The following is a 24,240-nucleotide window of genomic DNA, read 5'->3' as shown; positions in this document are numbered from 1 at the left end:
CGTGCCCGGCGGATCTCAGGCCAGCTCCGGCTCCCGCGCCAACATGCGATGAAAGCGCTGCAGAACGTAGGGATCGATCAGGCCGCCGGACTGCTCGTCGATGATGCGCAACGCAGTCTCGCGTTCCATCGCTGCGCGGTAGGGGCGCACGCTGGTCATGGCATCGTAGGCATCAGCAACGGTGACGATGCGTGAGCCCAGCGGAATGCTTTCGCCACGCAGGCCGTCGGGATAACCGCTGCCATCGAACGCTTCGTGATGGGCGCGGATCAGCCGCGCGACCGGTGCTGCATCGCTGCGGCCGGTGGCCAGGAAGATGTGTTCGCCGCGCACCGGATGCTCGCGCATGATCGCGCGTTCCTCGTCGGTGTGCCGGCGCGGTGTCAGCAGTACATCGTCGGGGATGCCGATCTTGCCGATGTCATGGAAGCGCGCGGCCAGGCCGATCTGCGAACAGGCATCGTCATCGAGATCGCAGTGCGTGGCCAGGCGCTGCGCGAGCAGGCCAACGCGGTCGCAGTGGTGGCGGGTGTAGGCGTCGCGCATCTGCAGCGACATCGAGAGGGCATCGATCAGGCAGGCCTGTGCGTGCAGCAGGTCGGGGGCGGGTACGGCGTCAGGAAACATGGTCATCCGCCCGCACCGGGTGGGGACCGGTGCGGGGTGTTCGGGGGGGCGATCAACCCGGGGCGAGGGTGGTCAGAAGGGCGCGGGCCGCATTGAAGCGGTCTTCCGGCAGCGGCAGCGGGTGCTTGATGCGCAGCTTGTCAGGCCCTTCCATGGCGTAGAGATTGGGTTGTTTCTGGATCAGCTGGATCACCGCCATCGGGTCGATGTTCGGCTTGGACTCAAACACGATGCGGCCACCGTTCTCGCCCAGGTCCAGCTTGCGGATGCCGAGGGTGTTGGCCTTCAGCTTCAGCTCGGCGATGGCGAACAGGTGCTTGGCCGCATCCGGCAGCAGGCCGAAGCGGTCGATCATCTCCACCTGCAGTTCGCGCAGCGCATCACTGTCGCGCGCGCTGGAAATGCGCTTGTACAGGGTCAGGCGGGTGTGCACGTCCGGCAGGTAGTCTTCCGGAATCAGCGCCGGCACATGCAGCTCGACCTCGGCACCGCGCACTTCCTCGCCGGCATCCAGGTCGGGCAGTTTGCCCTGCTTGATGCTGCGCACCGCGCGCTCCAGCAGCTCGGTGTAGAGGCTGAAGCCGACCTCGGCCATCTGCCCGCTCTGGTCCTCGCCCAGCAGTTCACCGGCACCGCGGATTTCCAGATCGTGCGTGGCCAGGGTGAAGCCGGCACCGAGCTCGTCCATCGACGCGATCGCTTCCAGGCGCTTTTCCGCATCCGGGGTGATCGAGCGGCGGTCGGGCGCCACCAGGTAGGCGTAGGCGCGGTGGTGCGAACGACCGACGCGGCCACGCAGCTGGTGCAGCTGGGCCAGGCCGAAGCGGTCGGCGCGGTTGATGATGATGGTGTTGGCGTTGGGGATGTCGATGCCCGACTCGATGATCGTGGTCGACAGCAGCACGTTGAAGCGCTGCTTCTGGAAATCCAGCATCACCTTTTCCAGCTCGCGCTCCGGCATCTGTCCGTGGGCAATACCGATGCGCGCCTCCGGCACCAGCTCGGACAGCTCGCGCTGCATGCGGCCGATGCTTTCCACGTCGTTGTGCAGGAAGTACAGCTGGCCACCGCGTGCCAGCTCGCGCTGGAAGGCTTCGCGCAGCAGCGCATTGTCCCACTGGGTGATGAAGGTCTGCACCGCCAGCCGGTTCGGCGGCGGCGTTGCGATGATCGACAGGTCGCGCAGGCCGGCCATGGCCATGTTGAGCGTGCGCGGAATCGGCGTGGCGGTCAGGGTCAGCAGGTGCACGTTGGCGCGAAGCGCCTTCAGCGCTTCCTTCTGGCGTACGCCGAAACGCTGCTCCTCGTCGACGATGACCATGCCCAGGTCCTTGAACTTCACGTCCGGCTGCAGCAGGCGATGGGTACCGACGATGACGTCGATGGTGCCGGCGGCGACCTTTTCCAGCTCGGCCTTGATTTCCTTGGTGGTCTTGAAGCGCGACAGCACCTCGACCTTCAGAGGGTAATCGGCGAAGCGATCGCGGAAGTTGCGGTAATGCTGTTCGGCCAGCAGCGTGGTCGGCACCAGCACGGCCACCTGCTTGCCGGCACTGGCGGCGGCGAATGCCGCACGCACCGCCACCTCGGTCTTGCCGAAGCCGACGTCGCCGCAGACCACGCGGTCCATCGGCTGGCTGCTGGCCAGGTCGCGCAGGGTGGCGTCGATCGCGGCCAGCTGGTCCGGGGTTTCCTCGAACGGGAAACCGGCCGCGAACGGTTCGTACATCGCGCGGTCTACCTGCAGCGCCAGGCCAGCACGGGCCTGGCGGCGGGCCTGGATCTCCAGCAGCTCTGCAGCCACGTCGCGCACCTTCTCGGCGGCCTTGCGCTTGGCCTTGCTCCACTGTTCGCCGCCCAGCGAATGCAGCGGCGCGGTTTCCGCCGACGCACCGGAGTAGCGGCTGATCAGGTGCAGCTGGGCGACCGGCACATACAGGCGGTCGCCCTTGGCATATTCGATTTCCAGGAACTCGCCGGGCATGCCGCCGACGTCCATCGCGATCAGGCCGCGGTAGCGGCCGACGCCATGGTCCTCGTGCACGATCGGCGCACCCTCGGTCAGTTCGCCGAGGTCGCGGATGATCGCTTCCGGCTCGCGGCCGGCACGGCGCGTGCGGCGGGTGCTGCCGGCGCGCTCGGGGAACAGCTGGCGCTCGGTCAGCACCGCGATGCGCGGATCGTCCAGTGCGAAGCCATCCTCCAGCGGCGCCACCGCGATCGCGAAGCGCGCATCGTCGGCGAGGAAGCTGGGCAGGTCGGCCACCACCGGCGGCTTCAGCTCGGCGGCCTGCAGCACTTCCAGCAGGGCCTCGCGACGCCCGGGCGAATCGGCGGCGATCAGCACCCGGCCCGGATAATGGCCGAGGAAGGATTTCAGCGCGTCGCCAGCGGGGGCCTCGCGCGCGGCCACCGGCAGCGGCGGCAGCGGCTGGTCGCCCAACGCATGGGCATCGGCGATGCGCGCGTGGTCAGCCGACCATACCTCGATGCGCGGGGCATCGTTCAGTCGCTCGCGCAGCAGCTCCGGCGACAGGTACAGCGCCGACGGCGGCAGCAGCGGCCGTTCCACATCGTGGCGGCGCTGTTCGTAGCGCTCGCCGGTCTGCGCCCAGAACGCCTCGGCGGCTTCGCCGGCACCGGCGCAGACCACCGGCAGGCTGCCGTCGGGCAGGTAGTCGAACAGGGTCGCGGTGCGTTCGAAGAACAGCGGCAGGTAGTACTCGACGCCGGCCGGGGCCAGCCCGGACTTCAGATCCTGGTACAGCGCGCTGCGCCGGGTATCGACATCGAAGCGTTCGCGCAGCGTGGCCAGCACGCGGGCGATGCTGGCTTCGTCCATCGGTACTTCGCGGCCCGGCAGCATGTGCACCGCCTCGACCTTGTCCAGCGAGCGCTGGCTTTCCGGGTCGAAGGCACGGATCGAGTCGATGTCCTCGTCCAGCAGCTCCACCCGCAGCGGCTCGTCGGCGCCCATCGGGAACACATCGAGCAGGCCGCCGCGCACGGCAAAGTCACCCGGGTCCATCACCTGCGGGACGTTGCGGTAACCAGCACTTTCCAGGCGACGCTTCTCGGCTTCCAGATCCAGGCGCTGGCCGACCTTCAGGTCGAAGCTGCCACCGATCACGTAGCTGCGCGGGGCCAGCTGCTGCAGCAGGGTCTGCACCGGCACGATCACCAGGCCGCGCTTCAGCGTGGGCAGGCGGTGCAGGGCGGACAGTCGCTGCGAAATGATGTCCGGATGCGGGCTGAAGCGGTCGTAGGGCAGGGTTTCCCAGTCCGGGAAGGCCACCACCGGCAGGGCCGGGTCACCGCCGAGCAGGGTCTGCAGGTCGGCTTCGAGCTGGTTGGCACCGTGGTTGTCACGGGCGATCACCAGCAGCGGGGCGTCGTGCGCACGCGCGGCCTGGGCCAGGTACCAGGCCAGGGCGGTCGGCGATGCGGGGGCGCGCCACCAGGCGCGGAGCTGGCCGGCGCGCGGCAGCGGCGGGGCGGGGTATGAGGTACGCGACATGGACCCCGGATTTTAGCAGAAGCCCGATCGAAGCCCGGCGAGTCGTGCCTGCCGTTGGCCGGCCGCCTCATGTGCGGTTGGGGTATCGGAATGTCGGCCAGCGGCCGGCACTACCGGGAGGCGTCGCCGGGCACGCCCGGCGAATCCTTCAGTTGTCCAGCTCCAGCACCATCCGCACCAGGCCTTCGGCACCGGTCGGGTGCGGGACCGGCTTGAAGCCCAGCGAGGCGGCCAGCTGCTTCATCGGCTCGTTCTCGGCGGCAACGTCGCCGTACAGACGGTCCAGGTACTTGCCGCGGCCCCACTTCACCAGCTTGCGCATCAGCTGCCGGCCGAGGCCCTGGCCAATGAGGAAGCGGCTGATCAGGATCGCGTACTCGGCTTCACGGGTGCCGGGGATGATCGAGGCCCGGGCGACCGCGCCGACCACCGCTTCGCCAGCGGGCAGGGATTCGGCAGCGACCAGGGTGATCTCGGTCTTGGGATTCGGGTGGGTCAGGCGCTGGGTGGTTTCCGGCGACAGCTCGGTCACCGCCTGCAGGAAACGATCACGGATTTCTTCCGGCCCGAACAGGCTGAACGCCGCTTGCAGCGGTGCCCCATCTTCCGGGCGGATGGGGCGGATCAGCAGCTCGTGGCCGCTGGGAGCCTTGAAGATCTCATGCCAGGGCGGCATGCGGTTGCGAGTGGCCATACCGGGTGATTCCTTGGTGGTCCATCGATTGTGGCATCACCGGGGCTGCATTCCGTGAACGAAAGGCTCACGGCGGTACAGCCTCGTGAAGGCCGTTATTCGGGTGCTTTGAGCCAATCCAGGCGGGTGCTGGCCCCGGGTTCACCCAGGTGCTGGCGCAGCGCCGGCAGGGCCGGGCCGACCACCCGGTCGAACTGCCAGGGCGGGTTGAGCAGCAGCATGCCGCTGCCGTTGAGGCGCAGCGGTGAGTCGTCCGGGCGCACCAGGAACTCGATCGTCATCGCCGATTTCACCGGCAGGGCGGTGGCCTTGCGCAGGAAGTGCAGGATGGTGCGGCGCTGCTTGATCGGGAACCAGACGGCACACGTGGCCTGCGGCCAGCGCGCCAGGGTCTCGCCCAGCGCGGCCAGGACAGCCTGGTATTCGGCGTCCTGGGCCTCGTAGGGCGGGTCGATCAGCACCAGGCCACGGCCGATCTTGCTGCCGTTGAACTTCGGCGGCAGCAGCGAGCGCAGCAGCGCATAGCCATCGCCCGCCCGCACGTCGACGCGGCTGTCATGGGCGAACAGGGCCTTCAGCGTGGCCGTTTCGGCTTCCTGCAGCTCACAGACCGCCATGCGGTCCTGCGCGCGCATCGCCTGCGCGCTCAGCAGCGGCGAGCCCGGGTAGTTGGTCAGGGCGCCCACCGGATTATCGGCCTGCACCGCCTTCAGATAGCGCTCGACCACCTCCGGCAGCTTGGGCTGGGCCATCAGCCGCATGATCCCGGATTCAGCCTCGAGGGTCTTGCGGCTCTCTTCGCTGGCCAGCAGGTAGCGGCCGGCGCCGCCGTGGGTGTCGAGCACAAAGAACGGGCTGTCCTTGCGCTTGAAGCTGTCGATCAGGGCCAGCTGCACGATGTGCTTGAGCACATCGGCGTGGTTGCCGGCATGGAAGGCGTGGCGATAGTTCATGGGCGGCAGTGTACGGGGCGGCGGCCGCAGCGGCTATGCTGCGCGCCATGACAGTTCCCGTTGCCCATGTCCTGGTGGTCGAGGACGAAGCCGCCATCGCCGAAACCGTGCTCTATGCACTGCGCAGCGAGGGCTATTCCGCCAGCCACTGCCTGCTGGGCGGCGAGGCCCTGCAACGGCTGCAGGACGGCGATATCGACGTGGTGGTGCTGGACGTGGGCCTGCCGGACCTGGGCGGTTTCGAGGTCTGCCGGCGGCTGCGTGCGCAGGCCGGGCCGGCGGCGCAGCTGCCGGTGATCTTCCTGACCGCGCGCAACGACGAAGTGGACCGCGTGCTCGGCCTGGAACTGGGCGCCGACGACTACATGACCAAGCCGTTCTCGCCGCGCGAACTGGTGGCAAGGGTGCGTGCGCGCCTGCGCCGTGCGGCGCCGGTCGTCGCAGCGCCCAGCGCCGATGCGGGCTGGCAGGAGCATGGCGCGTTCGCCATTGACCGCGAGGGCCGGCGCATCCGCTTCCGCGGCCATGCGCTGGACCTGACCCGCTATGAGTACGCACTGCTGGAAGCGCTGCTGCAGCGCCCGGGTGCCATCCTCAGCCGCGCGCAGCTGATGGACCGGGGCTGGGACAGCAGTGCCGACAGTGCCGACCGCACCGTCGACACCCATGTAAAGACGTTGCGCGCCAAGCTGCGCGCGGCCGGTGCCAGCGACGACCCGATCCGCACCCACCGTGGCCTCGGCTACGCGCTGGAGGTCTAGCCGATGCGCCTGGTACTGAAGCTGTTCCTCGGCTTCTTCCTGATCACCGGCATCGCCGCGTTCTTCGTGATGCGCGTGTTCGTCAACGAGGTGAAGCCCGGTGTGCGCCAGGCGATGGAATCGACCCTGGTCGATGCGGCCAACGTGCTGGCCGAGATGGCCGCCGCCGACGTCAAGGACGGCACCATCCGCAGCGGCAGCTTCACCCGCAACCTGGCCAAGGCGCGGCAGCGCGACCTGAAGGCGATGGTCTGGCGTTTCCCCAAGCGCTCGCTGGATTACCGGGTGACCATCACCGACGCCAAGGGCATCGTCATCTACGATTCGCTGGGCCGTGATCTCGGCCGCGACAACTCGCGCTGGAATGATGTCTACCGCACCCTGCGCGGTGAGTACGGCGCACGTTCCAGCCCCGAGATTCCGGGCGAGGAAGGCGATACGGTGATGCATGTGGCGGCGCCGGTATATGACCCGGCCGATGGGCGCACGCTGATCGGCGTGCTCAGCCTGGCCCAGCCCAACCGCAGCATCGATCCGTTCATCGCCGCCAGCCAGCGCGCCATCATCGAGCGCGGTGCGTGGCTGATCGGGCTGTCGGCGCTGGTCGGCGTGCTGGTGACGATGTGGCTGACCACGGGCCTCGGTCAGCTCAGCCGCTATGCACGCGCGGTCAGCGCGGGCGAACCGGTGCCACCACCACGGCGCCGTCGCGACGAGATCGGCGATCTCGGCCAGGCGCTGGAAACGATGCGCCGCAAGCTGGAGGGCAAGGCCTACGTCGAGCAGTACGTGCAGTCGCTGACGCACGAGATGAAGAGCCCGCTGGCGGCGATCCGCGGTGCCGCCGAACTGCTGCAGGAGCCGCTGCCGGAAGCCGATCGCGTGCATTTCGCGCGCAGCATCGTCGACCAGCAGGAGCGGCTGACCGAGACCATCGACAAGCTGCTGGCGCTGGCCGAAGTGGAACAGCACGGCTGGCTGCAGACCCGCGATCCGATCGCGCTGCCGGCATTGCTGGCCGATGCGGCGGCCGCCGCGCAGGTGCGTGCGCAAGCGGCCGGCGTTCAGGTCCGCATCGGCAACGTGCCCGACCTGCGGGTGCAGGGCGACGGCTACCTGCTGCGGCAGGCACTGCACAACCTGATCGACAACGCGATTGCCTTCTCGCCAGCCGGCGCGGAGATCGCGCTGCAGACCGAGGTGGACGGGCAGGGCGTGCGCCTGCAGGTGGCCGACCGTGGCGCCGGCATTCCCGACTACGCGCGTGAGCGGGTGTTCGAACGCTTCTATTCGTTGGCCCGCCCCGGCAGCGGGCGGCGCAGCTCCGGCCTGGGCCTGCCCTTCGTGCAGGAGGTCGCGCGCCTGCATGATGGGCGTGCCAGCGTGGATATCCGCGAGGGCGGCGGCACCGTGGCCAGCCTGTGGCTGCCGTTGAGTGCGCCGGGCCAGCGCCAGCGCCGCTGACTTCACACTCGCTTCAAATTCGCCACAAACCCTGCTCACTGCGGCGGTCCATCCTGCAGCCCTCTCCAACGAGGATGGACCATGAAATCCCTGAAGATGCTGCTGCGGTTCGCCATTGTCGGCGGGCTGATCCTGCTGCTGCTGGTGCCGCTGACGATGATCCGCGGGGTCATCAACGAACGCAGCGCGTACCGCGACGAGGCCTTCTCACGGGTGGCCGACAGCCGCGCCGGTGCACAGCAGCTGGTGGGCCCGGTGCGGGTGGTGCCGTGGGTGGAACGCAAGCAGGTTGAACTGGTCGACCCGCTGGGCGTCAAGAAGACCGAGGTGCAGGTCACCGAGGGGCACTGGCTGCAGATGCCGGCGTCGCTGGAGGTGGGCGGCGAGATGCTGCCGAGCCAGCGTGAGGTCGGCCTGTTCAAGGTGCCGGTGTACAGCTGGAACGGCCAGATGAAGGCGACGTTCGCTGCAGACGACTATCCGGTGAAGGCCGGCCGCAGCTATGGCCAGCCGTATGTGGCGGTGGGCATTTCCGATGTGCGTGGCCTGGTCGGTACGCCGAACCTGCGCGTGGATGGCAAGCAGCTGCGCCTGCTGCCGGGGGTTGGTGCGGCCAGCGAGGTGGGGCGAGGCCTGCATGCGCCGGTGGCCGGTTTCGCCGCGGAACAGGGCGGTACGCTGGCTGCCAGCACCGTCGAACTCGAGCTGCGCCTGGATGGCAGCCGCATGCTGTCGGTGGTGCCGGTGGGCGATGACACCCACATCGCGCTGCGTTCGAGCTGGCCGCATCCGTCGTTCAGCGGTGCGTTCCTGCCCAACGAACGTCGCGTCGACGCACAGGGCTTCGATGCGCGCTGGGCGGTGTCCTCGCTGGCCTCCGACGCACAGCGACAGCTGCGCAATGATGGTTCGGTCGACTCGCAGGCGGTGACGGTTTCGCTGGTTGATCCGGTCGATGCCTACACCCAGGCCGACCGTGCCTCGAAATACGGCGTGCTGTTCGTGCTGCTCACCTTCGTCGGCTTCATCCTGTTCGAGCTGATCAGGTCGCTGCGCATCCACCCGCTGCAGTACCTCATGGTGGGCCTGGCGCTGGCGATCTTCTTCCTGCTGCTGATCAGCCTGTCCGAGCACATCGCGTTCTGGAAGGCCTACCTGGTTTCGGCCGTGGCCTGTATCGGCCTGCAGGCGGTGTACCTGGCCAACGTGCTGGGCCACTGGAAGCGCGGCCTCGGCTTCGCTGCGATGCTGACCGTGTTGTATGGCGCGCTGTATGGCCTGCTGGTGTCGGAGAACAACGCGCTGCTGATGGGTTCGCTGCTGCTGTTCGTGATCCTGGCGCTGGCGATGTGGGTGACCCGCCGGGTGGACTGGTACGCGCTCGGCGCGGACCTGAAGTAAGGAGCGGGCCATGGGCTGGCGCCAGGGATTGCGGCAACGGGCACGGCAGGGGATTCCGGCCCTGCTGGAAGTGGATGCACTGCTGCAGGCACATGGCGTGCTGGCGGCCCTGCCGGGGGCACGGATCGCCCCCGGCTTGGTCCGCTTCCAGCTGGCGGCGGTGACCTGCGAGGGATTGCGGGGGCAGGGATTGCGCTGGCTGCAGGGCGCGCGGCAGGGACGCGGCGCGGTGGCAGGCCGGGTGCCGCGCTACCGGCCATGGAAGGCCGGGGCGGAGGCGCTGGCCGAGATCGGTATCGGCGGCCTTCCGGATGGCTGGCCGGCACACGCGGCGGTGTACGGCTGCAGCAGCATCGACCGGCGGCACTGGTTGCTGCTGCTGCCCGAGCGGGCGCAGTTGTGGCTGGGATGGAGTGGATGATTCGGTTGTTCATCCACGCCTGGTGTGGATCTACTGTCGCTGTCCATGACCGATGGGACGGTATCGGCGCGCCCCTGCTGGCTAGACTCGATGGGTTGATGATCGAGCCGAAGGGCAGGGGTGCGATGTGTTGAAGTGGGGCATGCTGGCCGCAGCGCTGGCGATCGGTGGCAATGCAGGCGCGCAGCAGCGCGAGCCGGTGGACCTGGACATGGTCAGCCGCATCCGCCAGGAGGCCTTCCACCGTTCGCAGGTGATGGACACCTTCAGCTACCTCACCGAACGCATCGGCCCGCGACTGACCAACTCGCCGGCGATGGGCCGCGCCAATGCCTGGACCCGCGGCAAGTTCAACGAATGGAAGCTGGACAACGTCCACGACGAAGCCTTCGACGACTTCGGGCGCGGCTGGGAGTTCACCTCGGCCAGCGTGGAGATGCTGGGGGACCGTGTACAGCCGCTGCATGCACTGCCGAAGGCGTGGACGCCGGGCACCAAGGGACCGGTTGAAGGCGAACTGGTGCAGGTCGAGATCAAGAAGCCCGAGGATATCGAGAAGTACCGCGGCAAGCTGCGCGGCAAGATCCTGCTGCTGGGCGAGGCGCGCGAGTACAAGCGCGGCACCGAGGCGGATTCGCACCGCCACGACGCCACCTCGCTGGAGGGCCTGCAGGAGTTCACCCTGCCCAAGGACAAGGACGCCACCGCCGAGCGTGCGAAGCGGGTCAAGGAATACCAGGAACGCCAGCAGCTGGCGACCAAGGTCAATGCGTTCTTCGTGGAAGAAGGCGCGCTGGCCTCGATCAGCATCAGCAGCTGGGACAACGGCATCATCCGCGTTGCCGGTGGCGGCTCGCGCAAGGCCGGTGAATCGGTGGGCATCCCCGAACTGGCGATGATCAGCGAACACTTCAATCCGCTGGTGCGCGCGCTGGAGGCCAAGCAGACCGTGCGCCTGCGCGTGGATGTGGCCGCGCGCTTCACCGACGAGGCCGACCAGCCGGGTTACAACACGCTGGCCGAGATCCGTGGCAGCAGCAGGCCCGATGAAGTGGTGATGATCGGCGCGCACCTGGATTCCTGGCACAGTGGTACCGGTGCGGCCGACAACGCGGCCGGCGTGGCGGTGATGATGGAAGCCATGCGCATCCTCAAGGCCACCGGCGCCAAGCCCAGGCGCACCATCCGGGTGGCGCTGTGGAGCGGCGAGGAGCAGGGCCTGATCGGCTCGCAGGCCTATGTGGCCAAGCACTTCGGCCGTTTCCCGGAACCCACCGACCCGGCGCAGAAGGCGCTGCCGGCCTCGCTGCGCGAGCCGACCGGCGCGCTGCAGAAGACCCGCGACTACGGCAAGTTCCAGGTCTACTTCAACATGGACAACGGCTCGGGCCGCTTCCGTGGCATCTATGCACAGGAAAACCTGGCGGCGATGCCGATCTTCGAAGCCTGGCTGGCCCCGTTCCATGACGTCGGCGCCACCACCGTGGCCACCCGCAACACCGGCAGCACCGACCACATCAGCTTCGACCGCATCGGCCTGCCGGGCTTCCAGTTCATCCAGGACCGGCTGGACTACTTCACCAACGTCCACCACAGCCACCTGGACACCTGGGACCACGCCGAACCGGAAGACCTGAAGCAGGCCGCGGCCATCGTCGCCTCGTTCGCCTACAACGCCGCGATGCGCGAGCAGTCCTTCCCGCGCAAGGTAGAACCGTAAAAGGGGACGGAGGGGATTAAGTCGTTTCTCCCCTCCGTTTCCCGGTCGCAGCCCCAGGAGCTGGGCAATCGCGACTTAATCCCCTCCGTCCCCTTTTTCCGTAGGGGGCGGTGGGCTGGTAAAATCGGGGGATTCCCGTTCCTCGAGCCGTCCATGACCTGCCGCACCCGCTTCGCCCCCAGCCCCACCGGTTACCTGCACATCGGCGGTGCCCGCACCGCGCTGTACTGCTGGCTGGAGGCCCGCCACCGTGGCGGCGAGTTCGTGCTGCGCATCGAGGACACCGACCGTGAACGCAGCACCCAGGGCGCGATCGACGCGATCCTGGAGGCGATGGAGTGGCTGGGCCTGGACTATGACGAAGGCCCGATCTACCAGACCGACCGCGTCGCCCGTTACCTGGAAGTGGCCGAGCAGCTGGTGGCCGACGGCAAGGCGTACTACGCCTATGAGACCCGCGAAGAGCTGGACGCGATGCGCGAGGCCGCCATGGCCAAGCAGGAGAAGCCGCGCTACAACGGCGCTGCACGCGAACTGGGCCTGCCGCGCAAGGACGACCCGAACCGCGTCATCCGCTTCAAGAACCCGCTGGAAGGCACGGTGGTGTTCGACGACCTGATCAAGGGCCGCATCGAGATCGCCAACAGCGAGCTGGATGACATGGTCATCTTCCGCCCGGACGGCTACCCCACCTACAACTTCGCGGTGGTGGTGGACGACTGGGACATGGGCATCACCGAGGTCATCCGCGGCGACGACCACATCAACAACACCCCGCGCCAGATCAACCTGTACGAAGGCATCGGCGCGCCGGTGCCGAAGTTCGGCCACATGCCGATGATCCTCGACGAGCAGGGCGCCAAGCTGTCCAAGCGCACCGGCGCGGCCGACGTGATGCAGTACAAGGACGCCGGCTACCTGCCGGACGCGCTGCTGAGCTACCTGGCCCGCCTGGGCTGGTCGCACGGTGACCAGGAGCTGTTCAGCCGCCAGGAGCTGATCGACCTGTTCGACGTGAAGGACTGCAACTCCAAGGCCTCGCGCTTGGACATGGCCAAGCTGGGCTGGGTCAACCAGCACTTCCTGAAGACCGAGGATGTGGCCGCGATCGTGCCGCACCTGGTCTACCAGCTGCAGAAGCTGGGCCTGGACGTGGCCGCCGGCCCCGCCCCGGAGGACGTGGTGATCGCCCTGCGTGAACGCGTGCAGACCCTGAAGGAAATGGCCGAGAAGGCCGTGGTCTGGTACCAGCCGCTGACCGAGTACGACGAAGCGGCGGTGGCCAAGCACTTCAAGGCCGGTGCCGAGGTGGCGCTGGGCAAGGCCCGCGAGCTGCTGGCCGCCCTGCCGGAGTGGACCGCCGAATCGGTGGGTGTGGCCCTGCACGATGCGGCCGCCGCGCTGGAGATCGGCATGGGCAAGGTCGCCCAGCCGCTGCGCGTGGCCATCACCGGCACCCAGGTCAGTCCTGACATTTCCCATACCGTGTACCTGGCCGGCCGCAAGCAGGCCTTGAAACGCATTGATGTGGCCATCACCAAGGTAGCAACGGCCTGAGGCATCCTTGCCAGGCCCGAACCGGAGAACACGCATGCCCGCCAAGACCGCCACTGCCTGTACCGCCCCGCACCACCACGTCCACGACGCATCGGATTTCGTGGCGGTGGTCGAGCGCGTCTCGCGCGAACGCGGGCTGCGCCTGACCCCGATCCGCGCCAATGTGCTGAAGCTGATCGCCGAGGCCGGCAAGCCGGTCAAGGCCTACGAGCTGCTGGAATGGGTGCGTAACGGCAAGGGCGTGGGCGCTGATGCCCCGCCCACCGTGTACCGCGCGCTCGACTTCCTGATGGCCAATGGCTTCGTGCACAAGCTGGAGTCGGTGAATGCCTTCGTGGCCTGCCACCACCCCAGCAGCGCGGCGCACTCGGTGCCGTTCCTGATCTGCAACAGCTGCCACAGCGCGGTGGAACTGGAAGACCGCGAGATCGTCACCCAGCTGGAAAAGCGTGCCAAGGAGCTGGGCTTCCAGCCGCAGGCACAGACCCTGGAAGTGCACGGCCTCTGCGCGCGCTGCGCCGGGTAACGCAACGGTAGTGCCGGCCGCTGGCCGGCATGAGGAGCGGGGTCAGATCCCGTTGCCATTGGCAAAGGGATCTGACCCCGTTTCATATCGGCGCGACAGGGTCTGCGCCCTAGTCCATCGGCTTGGACCGGGTATCCACCCGCACGATCACCGACATGCCGGGCCGCAGCTGCGCGGCCAGCGTCTGACCTTCATTGATCGATATCCGCACCGGCAGCCGTTGCACCACCTTGGTGAAGTTGCCGCTGGCATTGTCCGGGCGCAGCACGCTGAACTCCGAACCTGTGGCGGGGGCGATTTCCTGCACGCGGCCGCGCAGTACCTGGCCGTGGAACGCGTCCACCGAGAACGTGGCCGGCTGGCCGACGGCCATGCCCCAGGTCTGGCCTTCCTTGTAGTTGGCCACCACCCATAGCGTGTCAGGCACCAGGAACAGCAGCTGCGAACCGGCGGCGACGTACTGGCCCACGCGCACGCTGGCTTCGCTGATCTGGCCGTCGCGCGGTGCGTGGATCACCGTGTTGGCCAGGTCGATGCGCGCCAGTTCCAGCTGCGCCTGTGCGCTTTCCACTTGTGCCTCCAGGCTCTTGCGCGCCACCTGGGTCGACACCAGCGTTTCCTCGGCGATGCGGATCTGCGCCTGCGACTGCTGCACGCTGGCCTGTGCCGAGGCCTGGGTGGTGCGGAACTTGTCGCGGTCGTTGACCGACACCAGTTGCTGCGCAGCCAGTTCCTCGTAGCGTTTCAATTCATTGCGCGAACGCTGCAGCTCGGCCTGGCCGGCCGACAGCGTGGCGTGCGCCGAAGCGATCTGCGCACGGTTCTGTGCCTGCGACTGATCCGAGTTGGCCAGTGCCGCACGTGCGCTGTCCAGCGTTGCCTGCGCCTGGGCGACACGCTGCGTATAGATGCGGTCATCGATGCGCAGCAGCGGCTCGCCCTCCCTTACGTGTTGGAAGTCCTTCACCAGCACTTCGGTCACGTAGCCGTTCACCTGTGGCGCCATCACCGTGATCTGCCCGCGCACATAGGCGTTGTCGGTCACCATCACTCTGCTGGTGAACGGCCACAGGTGCCAGGCGCGCAGGATCAGCGCAATCCCCAGCAAGGCCACCACCACCATCACCACCACGCTGCGCGCGCTGGGCTTGAGGTACTTCGGCGCGGCAGCCGGTGCCGCCGGCGTGGGCGCAGGTGCCGCATCGGTCGGCGGCGGTGGAGTGACGTTGTCGGCGTCGATGTCGTCGGGGCGGGGCGGTACGGGAGGCATGGAAGAGGACTCAGCGGGGTGCGGCCGGCGTGGCCGCAGCGAGGGAGGTGGGGTGGCGCTTGCGCCATTGCTTGAGCACGGCGGTGCGCAGTGACAGCAGCAGCAACCAGCACAGGAAGCCGATCGCCAGCCAACCGCTGAGGGTGAACACGTCGTTGAAGCCACGCACGTTGGCTTCGCGGCGCGTGGTCTGCGCCAGCTGCGCGCTGCCCTGCGCACTGCGCAGCACCGGGTCGGTGATCTGTGCGCTGTACAGTTGTTGCTGGATGCGCAGGCGCTGCGCCACCACCGGGTCGGCCGGGTCGAGCTGGCTGGTCAACGCGCTGGAGTACAGCTGCTCGCGGTGCAGCTGGAAGGTACCCAGCACCGCCGAACCGGCCAGGCCGCCCAGCGTCTGGGTGATCGACAGCGTCACCAGAAAGGTGATCATGTGGTCCACACCCTGCTTCAGCGCGGCGGAAATGCCGAGCATGATCAGAGGGCCCATGAACATGCCGGCACCCACCGAAGCCAGGAACTGGCTGACGTAGAAATCGTGCGGCCGATCCATGCTGGTGCGGTGCTGATCGAAGAAGGCGGCAGCGCCCAGCAGCAGGATCGCCATCAGCAGCTGCGGAATCAGCCGCTTCGGGCCGAAGGTCAGAGATGCACCCGCGATGCCCGTGACCACGCCCGCGAGGATCACCACGAACAGCGGGCGCATCTGGTCAGGCCCCATGCCCAGTGTGCGCATCAGGTTGACCACGCCGTAGGACTGTTCGGTGGTCAGGAAGCGGATCAGGAACGCGCCGACGATGAAGTGCAGTACCGGCAGCTTCGACAGCCAGCGGATCTGCAGCAGCGGATTGCGCCGGTAGTGTTCGATGATGAAGGCGGTGGTGGACAGCACGATCGCGGCGACCAGCGCCCAGCCCAGCCACGGTGTGTTGAGCCACCAGCGGGTGTAGCCCTGCGCCAGTACGATCACCAGCAGGGCGACGGCGGGGGCGAGCAGGGCGAAGGTGAGGAAGTCCAGCGGCTCGAAGGCTTTCACCTGGATGCCGGGCGGCAGCTTCAGCACCACCACCGCCGCGAACGCGCACAGCGCCAGCCCGGCTTCGAACGAATACAGCTGGTGCCACTGGCCGGTATCGACCAGGCCTGGCGAGACGATCCAGGCGATCGGCACCGCCAGCTGCGAGAGGCCCACGCCAACCACCAGCAGGTTGCCGGTGAACCGTCGTGGCAGCGCCTGCAGCATGTACAGCGTGCCCAGTGTCGAACAGGCGGCGCCAGCGAAGCCGCTGGCGGCACGGGTCAGCATCGTGGTCTCGAAGCTGCCAACGAACAGGTGCAGCACCGCCAGTGCTGCGTACAGGCCCAGGCCGATCTCGGCGAACAGGCGGATGCCGTACTGCTGGCGGAACTTGAAGGCCAGCAGGTTGGCCGTGACGTTGACCATTGCATAGGCCGCCACCAGCCAGCTGCCCTGGGTCGGCGTCAGTGCCAGCTGGCCCTGCAGGAAGGGCAGGTTGGCGGTGACCAGTGCATTGCCAAGGCCACCGGTGATCGCCACCAGCAGCGACACCAGTGCATAGGCCACGCGTCGATACGGTGGGTGCCAGGGCATCGACGCCGAACCGGGCATGGTCGGCTTCTCGTGCTCCTCCCAATCCGGAACCGGCTTCAGATACGGCTGGACCATCAGCGGGCCTCGCTGGCTGCTCCCTGGAGACCCCCGCGCAGCAGCTGCAGGGCACGCCCGGCCAGGTGGGCGCGCTCGTCGCGGGTCTTGCCGCGCAGGGCTGCGCCCAGCATGCCCGAGATCAGTGAAATGTCCGTCTTCTCCAGGTCGGCACGGCACAGTCCGGCGGCCTTGGCACGGGCGATCGGTGCTTCCAGCAGATCGCGCACGGTCTCGCGCGCGGTGCGCATGGCCGGCACGTCCGAATCGACCGCACGCCAGTAATCGGCCAGTGCCGGCGAATCGATGATGCGCTGGGCCATGCCTTCGAACACCTCGAACAGGGCATCGTCGCGGTCGCCGAGCTGCTCGACCTGGCGCCGGATACGGTCGACCGTACGTTGCAGCAGTGCCTGGATCAGCGCGGTGCGGTCGGGGAAGTTGCGGTACAGGGTGGCGCGGCCCACCTGGGCGCGTTCGACCACCAGGTCCAGCGGGGCGGTGACACCGTGTTGGCCGAACACATGATCGGCGGCGTCGAGGATGAGGGCACGGCGGGCAGCAGCATCGGCACGTTGGGCAGTCATGGAATTATTTTCGGACAAAAGTGTCCGATTGGCGAGACTTTGAGTGACGGGATTGTCCGCTTGTTGTGGTACGCACATCTTTGTGACGAATGCGTGATGGATGCTGCACAAAGAGATGGGGGCCAGAAGGCCCCCATCGGATCTGCTCGCATTGGATCCACGCCATGCGTGGGCTGAGGCTGGGGTCAGAACCCATTCCTCTGGAATGGGATCCGACTCCACTACGCGATCAGAAGAACGCGCGGATGCCGAATGCGACACCACGGCCCGGCAGCGGCGAGTAGTCGCGCAGCAGCGAGGTGTGCGGGCGCACTTCACGGTTGGTCAGGTTGCTGCCATCCAGGAACACTTCGTAGCTGTTGCTCGCGTTGCGATCCCAGCGGTAGGCCAGATGCGCGTCGACCAGGGTGTAGCCGTCGCTCGGCGCTTCGTTCTGGGCGACATCCTTCTGGCGGCTGTAGCGGACCGCACCGACCGAGGCGCGCCAGCCGTCCTTCGACCAGCGCAGGTCGGCGCCGACGCGGGCCGGGGCGATGCGCGGCAGGTAGCCGGTGTTGGCCAGCTCCACGCTGTAGTTGTGGTTGTGGTCGCCATGCGGCACGGCGATGTCGAGGTTGCGGCTGCCGTTGCCATCCAGCTTGGCCTTCACGTAGTCGCCGAACACGCGCAGGTCCCAGTCACCGGCGCCGCCTTCGAACAGGTGCACCAGCGCTTCGGCTTCGGCACCGCGGAACACCGCATCCTGCTGCGTCCAGGCGCGGACCGGCAGACCCTCGGTAACGCCGGTGTCGGCCAGGTAGATGAAGTCCTTGAATTTGGTCTGGTAGACCGACGCCGAGAAGTCCAGGCGTTCGCTGTGGGTGTGGATGCCCAGTTCCACGCGCTGGCCGCGCTCGGTCTTCAGGTTGGCGTCACCGATTTCCAGCGAGCGGGTGGCGATGTGTGTGCCGGCGGCATACAGCTCTTCGTTGGTCGGTGCACGCTCGGAGCTGTCCACGCCGATGCGAAGGTCAACGGCATCGTTGAGCTTCCAGATGCCGGCCGCAGACAGGTTGGTGGCGCCGAAGGTGCGGCGGCGATAGTCGCCGGTCGGGTCCAGCTTGACCTGGTCGTGGCGGCCGCCCAGTTCCAGCTTGAACGGGCCGAACTGCTTTTCCTGCAGTACGAACAGGCCGATGTTCTTCGTGCCGGTATCCGGAACGAACGCCTCTTCGCCCTTGGCACCGAAATCACTGTTGCCGAACTGCAGGCCGAAGGCGCCGTCCCAGCCGCCGATCTGCTGCTGCACGGCTTCCAGGCGCGCCTCGATGCCACGGTTGGTGAAGCGGGTGGACGGCGTGCCGGCTTCCAGCTCTACGTGTTCGTAGTCGGTGTAGGCCACGCGTGCATTGATGTTCTTCAGGAACGAGACCGGGTTGTAGATGCCGGCCTTGGTCTCGAAGCGGTTCTGCACCATGTCGATGCGCACGTCATGCTCGTCGCCGCCTTCCTCTTCATCGCCATGGTCGTGGCCGTGGTCATGGCCATGATCATCGCCATCGGCATGCACGTGCGCGCCATTGGGAATGCCGTAGTTGGTGCGATAGGTGCTGGCCGATACGCCGAAGTAGCCGCCGTCGCCCAGCCAGGTCGCGCCGACGCCGCCGGCGCGGGTGCGGATCGAGCTGTTGTCGAGGCGGCCGCGGCTCGGTTCTTCGCCTTCTTCGCCCGCGTGGTCATGGTCGTGATCGTGATGGTCTTCAAGGCTGTCGATCACTGCATAGCCGGGAATGCGGTAGTCGTCGCCATTGCGCACCAGGCCGTCCACATGCAGCACGACATTGCCGCTGACGCCATCGAGGCGGAACATGCCGCTGCGCTCGTTGTTCACCGAATTGCCGCGCAGCTCGGCGCGGCCGCTGAGCGGGCGCTCCGGCAGCTCGCGGGCGATGCGGCCATCCACCACATTGACCGCGCCACCGATGGCGCCACTGCCGAACAGCAGCGTGGCCGGGCCCTTCAGCACTTCGATCTGGTCGGCCAGGAACGGCTCGATGCTGGTGGCATGGTCGGCACTGACTGTGGACGCATCCATGTTGCCCATGCCGTTGGACAGCACGGCCACGCGCGGGCCTTCCTGGCCGCGGATGATCGGGCGGCCGACGCCAGGGCCGAAGAACGTGCTCTGCACGCCCGGCAGCTTGGCCACGGTATCGCCGAGGGTGCCGGCCTTCTGCTCGTCCAGGCGTTCGCCGGCCAGTACCTCCACCGGGCGCGCCAGCGATTCGGCATCGCCCTGCAGTGGCGACGCGGTGACCTGCACCGACGACAGTTCAGTCAGGTGGCGGTCACGCTGAGCGCTGTCATCGCCGGCGGCAAAGGCAACCGAAGGCAGCAGGGCGGCGAGGGCCAGAGCGAGGGAATGCGGCTTCAACCGCGGGGTGTGGGCGGGCATGGAGCGGGTCCTTTGTTACAGTGTATCAATCGCTGGGCGCACGTATCCCGTCAGCGGGACAGGGGGAGGGAAACCGTGCGGGTCGGGAACAGATGTTATATTATTCCATAACGATTCGCCGACCCTGCTGGAAGTCATGTCCCTGTCCTCACGCCTGCGCCACCTGCTAGACCGTTTCGGCGCCACCGGTTCGATGCTGTGCGCGGTGCACTGCGCGGTGATCCCCGTGCTGCTGGCCGCGGCGCCGTCGCTGGGCCTGTCGTTCTGGCTGAGCGATGGGGTGGAACAGGCGCTGGTGGTGTTCGTCACCCTGCTCGGATTGTTCAGCCTGGTCTGGGGCTACCGCCGGCACGGTGCGCTGCGTGCGCTGGGCTTCCTGATTCCCGGCCTGGTCGCGTTGTGGGCCGGCGTGCTGTACGACCCGCTGCACCACAATGCGGTGCCACACGCGGTGGTGATGACCATCGGCGGCCTGCTGGTGGGAGTCGCCCATCTGGTCAACCTGCGCCTCAACCACGGTCACGTGCACGACGCCAGCTGCGCGCACTAGGCGCTCCGTGATAGGATTTTCGATCGTGCGCGGGGGCGCCCAGCAAGGCGGCCCCGCCGAACCCGTGTCAGTACGGGGTAACCAGATTTCACATTTGAGGAGTTGAAGACATGGGTAAGGGTGACCGCAAGACCGCCAAGGGCAAGCGCTACAACGCCAGCTACGGCAACGCCCGTTCGCACACCGCGAGCAAGGTCGCCGTAGGCGCCGCCGCTCCGGTTGCCAAGAAGACCGTGGCCAAGGCTCCGGCGAAGAAGGCTGTGGCGAAGAAGGCCGTCGCCAAGGCCTGATCCGGCCTAGACCGGTTCAATGAAAAACGCGGCGCCTGGCGCCGCGTTTTTTTATGCCTGTCCGGCGAGCCGAGCGTGGGCTCGGCTCTACAACCGGATCAGCGCAGGGTTTTCTTCAGCGTTTCCGGATTGCCGTCGTTCGGTGCAGCCGGCACCTGCAGCAGGTGCGCCAGCAGCGGGTAGACGTCGACATTGTCGAAGCCATCGATCACCAGGCCCTGGCGGAACGACGGGCCGCTGGCCACGAATACCGCGCGCATGGAGGGCAGGGCATTGTCGTAGCCATGCGAGCCACGATCCTGATGGTCTCGCTTGGCGATCTTCTCCTGGTGCAGGGCATCCCAGCCTTCATCCATCATGCAGACAATGGCGGGAATGCGCGGGTGGGTGCCGTAGTGCAGGCGCGGCGGCAGGTTCTCTTTCTTCCAGCACTCGTAGTGCGCGTGACGACCGAGCAGGGCGCGCTCGGCTGCGGCTTCGTGACCGGCCAACGGCGCAAAACCCACCGACTGGCCCTGGCTGACGTTGCGAGCGATGGCCGGGGCGGCCATTGATTCGGTGGAGATCACCTGGCCGACCGGGACGCTGGCCATGCCATGGTCGGAGACCACGATCACGTTGGTGATCGCGGCCAGGCCGCGCTGCTGCAGTCCATCGAGCACCTGGCCGACGATCTGGTCGGCGCGCACGATGGCGTCGGCATACTGCTTCGATTCGGGGCCGTAGTTGTGGCCGGCCTTGTCCACGTGCTCCATGTACAACGTGGTCAGTTGCGGTGCGTCGGCATCGGTCTGTGCAAGCCAGTCCAGCACGGTGCCCGCGCGTTGTTCCAGCGGTTCCTTGCCGTCGTACACGCGCCATTGGCTTGGGCGCACACCACGGATTTCCGATTCACTGCCCGGCCACGAGGTGGTGGCCGAACGCACCCCGGCGTTCTCGGCGCCGACCCAGATCGGTTCGCCGCCCCACCAGCCGCTGGTGGTGACCGCCTCACGGTTGCTCAGCTCGAACCGGCCTAGGGCTTCATCGTCCATGCTGTTGTTGACGATGCCGTGGTGGTCCGGGCGCAGGCCGGTGACGATGGTGTAGTGGTTGGGGAAGGTCAGCGACGGATAGGACGGGGTCATCCAGCGTGCACGCACGCCGCCGTCGATCAGTCGCTGCAGATTCGGGGTCAGGCCGCGGTCCAGTGCATCGGCGCGCAGGCCGTCGATGGAGATCAGCAACAGCTTCGGCGGCGTGGCCGCAGCGACAGCGGTGGGAGCGGAGGCGGAAGGGGCGGGCGCGGTGGTGGTGCAGGCCGCCAATGGCAGCAGCAGCGCCAGCGCGCAGGTCAGGCGTACGGAAGTCATCCGCGCATGATAATCCGGTGCAATGACGCGCCCAAGACACGGCGCGCTATCGCGCGCCGTGTCCGCGCATTTTTCCTTATCCCCGCGCCTGTCGGCGCGCCCCCTTCAACAAGAAGGGGGTTTTTCTCCAGACATATTCCTGATGCTTCCATCCACGCATGGCGTGGATCTACCGTGTCGACCAAGGTCGACACCTACCAGCAACCGGACCCACCCCGCCTCCGCGCAGGAAGCTCGCTGTTGCTGTTGCTCTAGCCTCTGCGGGTGCCGGGCGCAGCCCGGCAAACCCTCTCAGGCGAACAGCGGTGCCTGGCGTTGTTCCAGTCGCAGCAGCGCGGCCTTGGTTTCCAGGCCACCGCCGAAGCCGGTCAGTGCCCCGTTGCTGCCGATTACACGATGGCAGGGCAGGATGATCGGCAGCGGATTGCGCCCATTGGCAGCGCCGACGGCGCGGGTCGCACTGGGCTGGTCCAGGTGCTGCGCCAGCTGCAGGTAGCTCCAGGTCTGGCCGAACGGGATCAACGCCAGCGCCTGCCACACACGCAGCTGGAACGGCGTGCCGCGTGGCGCCAGCTCCAGGTCGAAGCTGCTGCGTTCACCGTGCAGGAACTGCAGCAGCTGCTCGCGCGCTTCCGGCAGCGCATCCGGCGCGTAGTGCCAGTCGTCTCGGCCGCGTGCCGGGTGGCGGTTTTCCGGGAACAGCACATGGGACAGGCCACGCTCGTCGCCGGCGATGGTCAGCACGCCGATCGGGCTGTCGAAACGGTCGAACAACAGGGTCATGTCGGTTCTCCAACGAAAGTGCCGGACAGATGCCAAAGATGCAGCACGGCATAGGCGCGCCAAGGGCGCCACGGTTGCGAGCGTGCTTCGGTGGCGCGTTCGCTCAGGCGCTGGCCCTGCGCGTGGCCGAGCACCTGCTGCAGTACCAGGTCACCGGCGGGGAAGGCATCGGGCTGGCCGAGCCCGCGCAGGGCGATGTACTGCGCAGTCCACGGGCCGATGCCGGGTAGTGCCACGCAGCGCGCAACGAACTCTTCCAGTGCTTGACCGGGCCCGAAGTCGAGCGCGCCGCTGGCGCAGGCGGCGGCCAGTGCGCGAACGGTGGCGGCGCGGCTGCGCGGCAGGCCGATCGATTCCAGCGGCGCTTCGGCCAGCAGCTCGGGGGCCGGGAACTGGCGATCGAATTCCGATGGCATGCCCGGCAGGTGTGCGCCATAGGCATCCACCAGCCGCCGCGCGAAGGTCGTGGCCGCAGCGACGCTGACCTGTTGGCCGAGCACCGCGCGCACGCCCACTTCGAAGCCATCCCAGCCGCCCGGTACGCGCAGCCCGGGACGTTCGGCAATGCCGCGCGCCAGCAGCGGCTCTTCGCCGAGCGCGGCGTGTACCTGCTGCAGGTCGGCGTCCAGATCGAACACGCGACGTACGCGGCGCACGATGTCCGGGATCAGGCGCGGATCCACCGCACCCAGCTGCAGGCGCAGCTCCGGGCGCTTGGGGTCGGCAGTGACGCGCAGCAGGGTGGGGCGCTCCGGTGTGCCGAGTACGCGCTGGTAGCTGTCCTCGCCGATCAGCTCGATGCCGGGCAGGCTGCGCTTGCGCAGGAAGGCCAGCATGCGTGGGAAATCCAGTGGTGGCCGGTATGCCAGACGCAGTACCAGGCAGCCATCGTCGGCGGCCAGCGGCTGGTGCTGGCGACGCAGTGCCGTCGGTGCCATGCCACAGCCCTGTAGGAAGGCGGTATTGAAACGGCGCAGGCTGTTGTAGCCGGCGGCCAGCGCGACGTCGGTCACCGGCAGCGTGGTCTCGGTCAGCAGCTGCTTGGCCAGCAGCAGGCGATGGGTGGCGTGGATCTGCCCTGGCGTTGCGCCCAGATGTTCGACGAACAGGCGCTGCAGCTGGCGCGCGCTGAGTCCGATCTTCTCTGCGAGGTCGGCTACCGGCTGTTCCTGCAGGAAGCCACCATGGATCAGGGCCAGTGCGCGCTGCACGGTCTGCCCGGCCAGTGCCTGCTGCGCCTGCGGTGCCAGCTCGGGGCGGCAGCGCAGGCACGGGCGGTAACCGGCTGCCGCAGCAGCGGCCGCAGTCGGGTAGTAAGTGATGTTGCGTGGCTTCGGTGGCGGTGCCGGGCACACGGGGCGGCAATAGATGCCGGTGCTGCGCACGGCGGTGAAGAACGCGCCGTCGAAGCGTGCGTCGCGGGCCAGGCGGGCGCGGTCGCAGGCGGCGGTGTCGAGGGCAAGGGCGGTGTCCATGGCGTCAGTCTAGGCGCGTGCGGGCGGCGATACTCGCCGGATTCGGACATGGATGCTGGAGGGGGTACTGGCAGGGCTTGCAGCCCTGCACCCGCAACGTCACCGTCAACGTCTCAATCAAAAGCTGGCAGTCCGTGGGATGGCGGGGCGGTGTGGGCTGGCAGGACACGCCGTAAACCCGTCCATGGGGGCTCG

General features: G+C 67.6%; 20 protein-coding genes. 9 read left to right on the top strand and 11 right to left on the bottom strand.

Translation table 11 applies throughout. The annotated features are described in order from the left end of the window. Positions 1-15 precede the first annotated feature (15 nt). From R1L06_RS10410 to R1L06_RS10395, 4 genes are all read right to left on the bottom strand, one after another. Entirely contained in the window at positions 16-633 is a 618-nt protein-coding gene (locus R1L06_RS10410; protein WP_094000233.1) for an HD-GYP domain-containing protein, read from the bottom strand. A 46-nt stretch (positions 634-679) separates the two neighbouring features. Next, positions 680-4,144: a transcription-repair coupling factor gene (gene mfd, locus R1L06_RS10405; RefSeq protein ID WP_110711665.1), complete on the bottom strand. Its 3,465-nt coding sequence runs from the start codon at positions 4,142-4,144 to the stop codon at positions 680-682. Positions 4,145-4,292: 148 nt separating this feature from the next. Beyond that, positions 4,293-4,838: a GNAT family N-acetyltransferase gene (locus R1L06_RS10400; RefSeq protein WP_004150340.1), complete on the bottom strand. Its 546-nt coding sequence runs from the start codon at positions 4,836-4,838 to the stop codon at positions 4,293-4,295. A 95-nt stretch (positions 4,839-4,933) separates the two neighbouring features. Beyond that, complete coding sequence (locus R1L06_RS10395; protein ID WP_014036453.1) at positions 4,934-5,791, bottom strand: 23S rRNA (adenine(2030)-N(6))-methyltransferase RlmJ; 858 nt, start codon at positions 5,789-5,791, stop codon at positions 4,934-4,936. Between the two features lie 35 nt (positions 5,792-5,826). On the opposite strand from R1L06_RS10395, the gene creB reads away from it, so the two are divergent. The 7 genes from creB to R1L06_RS10360 all read left to right on the top strand — a co-directional run bounded on the left by creB (position 5,827) and on the right by R1L06_RS10360 (position 13,641). Continuing rightward, positions 5,827-6,552: a two-component system response regulator CreB gene (gene creB, locus R1L06_RS10390; RefSeq protein ID WP_317217654.1), complete on the top strand. Its 726-nt coding sequence runs from the start codon at positions 5,827-5,829 to the stop codon at positions 6,550-6,552. A gap of 3 nt (positions 6,553-6,555) precedes the next feature. Beyond that, positions 6,556-8,016, top strand: coding sequence for a two-component system sensor histidine kinase CreC (gene creC, locus R1L06_RS10385; protein WP_317217653.1), 1,461 nt, complete (start codon positions 6,556-6,558; stop codon positions 8,014-8,016). An 81-nt stretch (positions 8,017-8,097) separates the two neighbouring features. After that, positions 8,098-9,417, top strand: coding sequence for a cell envelope integrity protein CreD (gene creD / locus R1L06_RS10380; protein WP_317217652.1), 1,320 nt, complete (start codon positions 8,098-8,100; stop codon positions 9,415-9,417). 10 nt (positions 9,418-9,427) lie between these two features. Continuing rightward, positions 9,428-9,838, top strand: a complete 411-nt coding sequence (locus R1L06_RS10375) for a hypothetical protein (protein ID WP_317217651.1) — start codon at positions 9,428-9,430, stop codon at positions 9,836-9,838. Positions 9,839-9,980: 142 nt separating this feature from the next. Then, positions 9,981-11,558, top strand: a complete 1,578-nt coding sequence (locus tag R1L06_RS10370) for a M20/M25/M40 family metallo-hydrolase (protein ID WP_317217678.1) — start codon at positions 9,981-9,983, stop codon at positions 11,556-11,558. Positions 11,559-11,711: 153 nt separating this feature from the next. Continuing rightward, positions 11,712-13,115 (top strand): glutamate--tRNA ligase, encoded by a 1,404-nt coding sequence (gltX, locus tag R1L06_RS10365; RefSeq protein ID WP_317217650.1) that lies wholly within the window; start codon positions 11,712-11,714, stop codon positions 13,113-13,115. Between the two features lie 34 nt (positions 13,116-13,149). Then, a complete protein-coding gene (locus R1L06_RS10360) occupies positions 13,150-13,641 on the top strand; it encodes a Fur family transcriptional regulator (RefSeq protein WP_004150412.1) in 492 nt (163 codons plus the stop codon). 109 nt (positions 13,642-13,750) lie between these two features. Here the strand turns inward: R1L06_RS10360 and R1L06_RS10355 are convergent, their stop codons facing one another. The 4 genes from R1L06_RS10355 to R1L06_RS10340 all read right to left on the bottom strand — a co-directional run bounded on the left by R1L06_RS10355 (position 13,751) and on the right by R1L06_RS10340 (position 19,595). Next, on the bottom strand, positions 13,751-14,911 hold the full coding sequence (locus R1L06_RS10355; protein ID WP_317217649.1) for an HlyD family secretion protein: 1,161 nt from the start codon (positions 14,909-14,911) through the stop codon (positions 13,751-13,753). Between the two features lie 10 nt (positions 14,912-14,921). After that, positions 14,922-16,595, bottom strand: a complete 1,674-nt coding sequence (locus R1L06_RS10350; RefSeq protein ID WP_004150416.1) for an MFS transporter — start codon at positions 16,593-16,595, stop codon at positions 14,922-14,924. After that, the gene (locus R1L06_RS10345; protein ID WP_317217648.1) at positions 16,595-17,161 is read right to left on the bottom strand and encodes a TetR/AcrR family transcriptional regulator; all 567 of its coding nucleotides are present in this window, start codon (positions 17,159-17,161) and stop codon (positions 16,595-16,597) included. Before R1L06_RS10345 ends, R1L06_RS10350 begins: the two co-directional genes overlap by 1 nt. 229 nt (positions 17,162-17,390) lie before the next feature. Next, entirely contained in the window at positions 17,391-19,595 is a 2,205-nt protein-coding gene (locus tag R1L06_RS10340; protein WP_317217647.1) for a TonB-dependent receptor, read from the bottom strand. Positions 19,596-19,731: 136 nt separating this feature from the next. On the opposite strand from R1L06_RS10340, the gene R1L06_RS10335 reads away from it, so the two are divergent. Both R1L06_RS10335 and R1L06_RS10330 read left to right on the top strand, forming a co-directional pair. Continuing rightward, positions 19,732-20,145 carry a MerC domain-containing protein gene (locus R1L06_RS10335; RefSeq protein WP_008264835.1) on the top strand — a complete coding sequence of 138 codons (414 nt, stop codon included), beginning with the start codon at positions 19,732-19,734 and terminating at the stop codon, positions 20,143-20,145. 110 nt (positions 20,146-20,255) lie between these two features. After that, positions 20,256-20,435: a 30S ribosomal protein THX gene (locus R1L06_RS10330; protein WP_004150462.1), complete on the top strand. Its 180-nt coding sequence runs from the start codon at positions 20,256-20,258 to the stop codon at positions 20,433-20,435. A gap of 98 nt (positions 20,436-20,533) precedes the next feature. Here R1L06_RS10330 and R1L06_RS10325 read toward each other — a convergent pair whose 3' ends face one another. The 3 genes from R1L06_RS10325 to R1L06_RS10315 form a co-directional block, all read right to left on the bottom strand. Continuing rightward, a complete protein-coding gene (locus R1L06_RS10325; protein ID WP_317217646.1) occupies positions 20,534-21,787 on the bottom strand; it encodes an alkaline phosphatase family protein in 1,254 nt (417 codons plus the stop codon). 291 nt (positions 21,788-22,078) lie between these two features. Further along, positions 22,079-22,570 (bottom strand): methylated-DNA--[protein]-cysteine S-methyltransferase, encoded by a 492-nt coding sequence (locus R1L06_RS10320; protein ID WP_317217645.1) that lies wholly within the window; start codon positions 22,568-22,570, stop codon positions 22,079-22,081. Continuing rightward, complete coding sequence (locus R1L06_RS10315) at positions 22,567-24,045, bottom strand: AlkA N-terminal domain-containing protein (RefSeq protein WP_317217644.1); 1,479 nt, start codon at positions 24,043-24,045, stop codon at positions 22,567-22,569. The genes R1L06_RS10320 and R1L06_RS10315 overlap by 4 nt, the downstream gene beginning before the upstream one ends. Positions 24,046-24,240: the final 195 nt, after the last annotated feature.

Origin of the sequence: Stenotrophomonas mexicanensis (assembly GCF_032911605.1) — a bacterium.
Lineage (GTDB): Bacteria > Pseudomonadota > Gammaproteobacteria > Xanthomonadales > Xanthomonadaceae > Stenotrophomonas > Stenotrophomonas maltophilia_A.
The sequence above is the reverse complement of the archived record's forward strand: the minus strand, read 5'-3'. Positions and strand labels throughout refer to the sequence as shown.